The sequence below is a fragment of the Pseudahrensia aquimaris genome, assembly GCF_042676045.1.
In the GTDB taxonomy this organism is placed as follows: Bacteria; Pseudomonadota; Alphaproteobacteria; order Rhizobiales; family Rhizobiaceae; genus Pseudahrensia; species Pseudahrensia aquimaris.
Genome location: NZ_JBHTJV010000022.1, coordinates 1 through 2,377 on the forward strand (window position 1 = coordinate 1; position 2,377 = coordinate 2,377).

A 2,377-nucleotide genomic window follows, 5' to 3' on the forward strand; every position below is an offset into this window, starting at 1 on the left:
TCTGATGCTGATGTTGGGGATACGGTGACGTATACGTATGAGGTTGTGAACACTGGGAACATCACGATTGATGATGTGCTTCCGGTTGATGCTCATAATGGGGCGGGGGCTTTGTCCGCTATGTCTCCGGCTGCTGGTGTGACGCTTGGGCCGGGGCAGTCTCAGACGTTCACGGCGACTTATGTTGTTGAGCAGGCGGATGTTGATGCGCAGGCTGCGATTACGAACACGGTGACGGCCAATGGCACGCCGCGCCGTGGAACGCTGACACCGCCAACGGCCCCGGCATCGGTGGGTGTTGTGGCGGCGGTTCGCGGTTTGGCGTTGGACAAGCAGACGACTTCAACGGACTTCGACAGCGTTGGCGATCTGCTGAACTACACCTACGAGGTGCGCAACACGGGCAATGTGAGTGTTACCGATCCGATCACGGTTGCTGACGATCAGGTGGACGGGGCTGGCGGCGCGGTCGTGTGTCCGCCACTGGGAGCCAATGGTCTGGCCCCGAATGCGACGATCATCTGTACGGCGACTTATGCCGTCGACCAAGACGATCTGGACGCTGGTTTTGTGACGAACACGGCGACAGCGACCGATGGCACGACGACTTCCGCGCCGGACAGTGTGACGGTCAACGGCACGCAAACGCCTGCGCTGACGCTCGACAAGCGCTTGGCTGCGGCTTCGCCCACGAGCTTTGCCGATACGGCCACGACGCTGCTCTACGAGTATGTGGTCACCAATAACGGCAACACGCGCATTACCGCGCCGATCACGGTGGCGGATGATGTTGTGGACGGTTCCGGCGCTTCGGTCACGTGCCCACCGCTGTCTGCCGGTGGTCTTGCGCCGACGCAATCGCTGACGTGTACGGCCAGCTATACGCCCGATCAGGACGATCTGGATGCGGGGCAGGTGGTGAACACGGCGACGGCAACCGATGGCACGATCACATCGAACAGCGATGTTGTGACGGTTCTTGCGGTTCAGGACCCGTCGATTGCGATGGTGAAGACGGCCCGTTCGGTGGTTCCGCCTTTCGATTTTAACTCGGTTGCGACGTATGATTTTGTCATCACCAACGATGGCAATGTGCGCCAGCCGGGGCCGTTTACGGTCAACGACAATCTCATTCCGGCCAGCGCCATCACCTGTGACCCTGCGCCCGCTGGTGGTTTGCCTCCGGGCGGAACATTGAACTGCGTCGGCACGTATACGGTTACGGTCAACGATGTTGATCTTGGTACGGTGACGAACATCGCGACAGCGACGAACGGCAGCGTGACCACGCCGCAGACGTCTGAGACGATCCCCGCCGGTGGCACGCCCGCGCTGTCGCTGACGAAGTCCAGCCCAACGGCAAGCTTCAACGCAGTTGATCAATTGGTGACGTTCGAGTTTGAAGTGACGAATTCCGGCACGGTGCCGTTTGCACGCGATGTTGTGATTACCGATGACAAGATCTCCAACAGCCCGCTGGTTTGCTATCAGCAGACGGGAGCGAACACGTTCTCGCCGGGCGATACGGCCACGTGTTCGGGCACCTATGCGATAACGCAGGCCGATCTCGATGCTGGCTTTGTGACGAACGAGGCGACGGCTTCGACGATCTATCAGACGACAACCACTGTTACATCACCGCCCGCCACAGCGACGGTGAACGCCGATACTGACCCAAGCCTTGAAGTGACGAAGCAGGCCACGCCATCGCCGTTTGGCGCGGTTGGTTCGTCGGTCAGCTATACGATCTCGGTGCGCAATGACGGCAACCAGACGCTGAGCAACATTGCGGTGAGCGATCCGCTGATCCCAAGCCTGTCGTGCACGATCCCAACGCTGGCCGTGGGGGCGACGGATGCCTCGTGCGTTGGCTCTTATACGGTTTTGCAATCGGATATTGACGCGGGCGCAATCGTCAACACGGCGACAGCCACGGGTTCCAACCCGCAGGGCCAGCCGGTTACCAACAGTGGCAACATCACCACGCCCGGCCCGACGGCTGCACCAAGCTGGACACTGGGCAAGACGTCCGCTTCGACACCGACGGCTGAGGACGACATTGCGAACTACGCGTTCACGCTGGAGAACACCGGCAACGTGACGATCACGAACGTTGCGCTGGCTGACGCGCAGTGCGATGTGCCGCCCGCACTGATCGGTGGCGATCTCGCTCCGACGGGCGAGCTGAACGTCGGCGAGGTATGGCGCTATACCTGCGACCACACGGTGACGCAGGCCGAGGTAGATGCCGGCACGGTCGACAACACCGCGCAAGCCACAGGCACGCCCGCCCGCGGCACGCTGGCCCCAGCACCCGCCGCCTTCTCAATCCCCATCGCACCCGCACCCGGCATAGAGATCACAAAAGTGGCGGACA

The 2,377-nt window shown here is 61.3% G+C and carries 1 protein-coding gene; it reads left to right on the top strand.

Features of this window, described 5'->3' with window-relative positions; genetic code table 11:
* A partial coding sequence (locus tag ACFQ14_RS14370; protein ID WP_449301308.1) for a DUF7507 domain-containing protein occupies window positions 1-2,377 on the top strand: 2,377 nt, incomplete at both ends.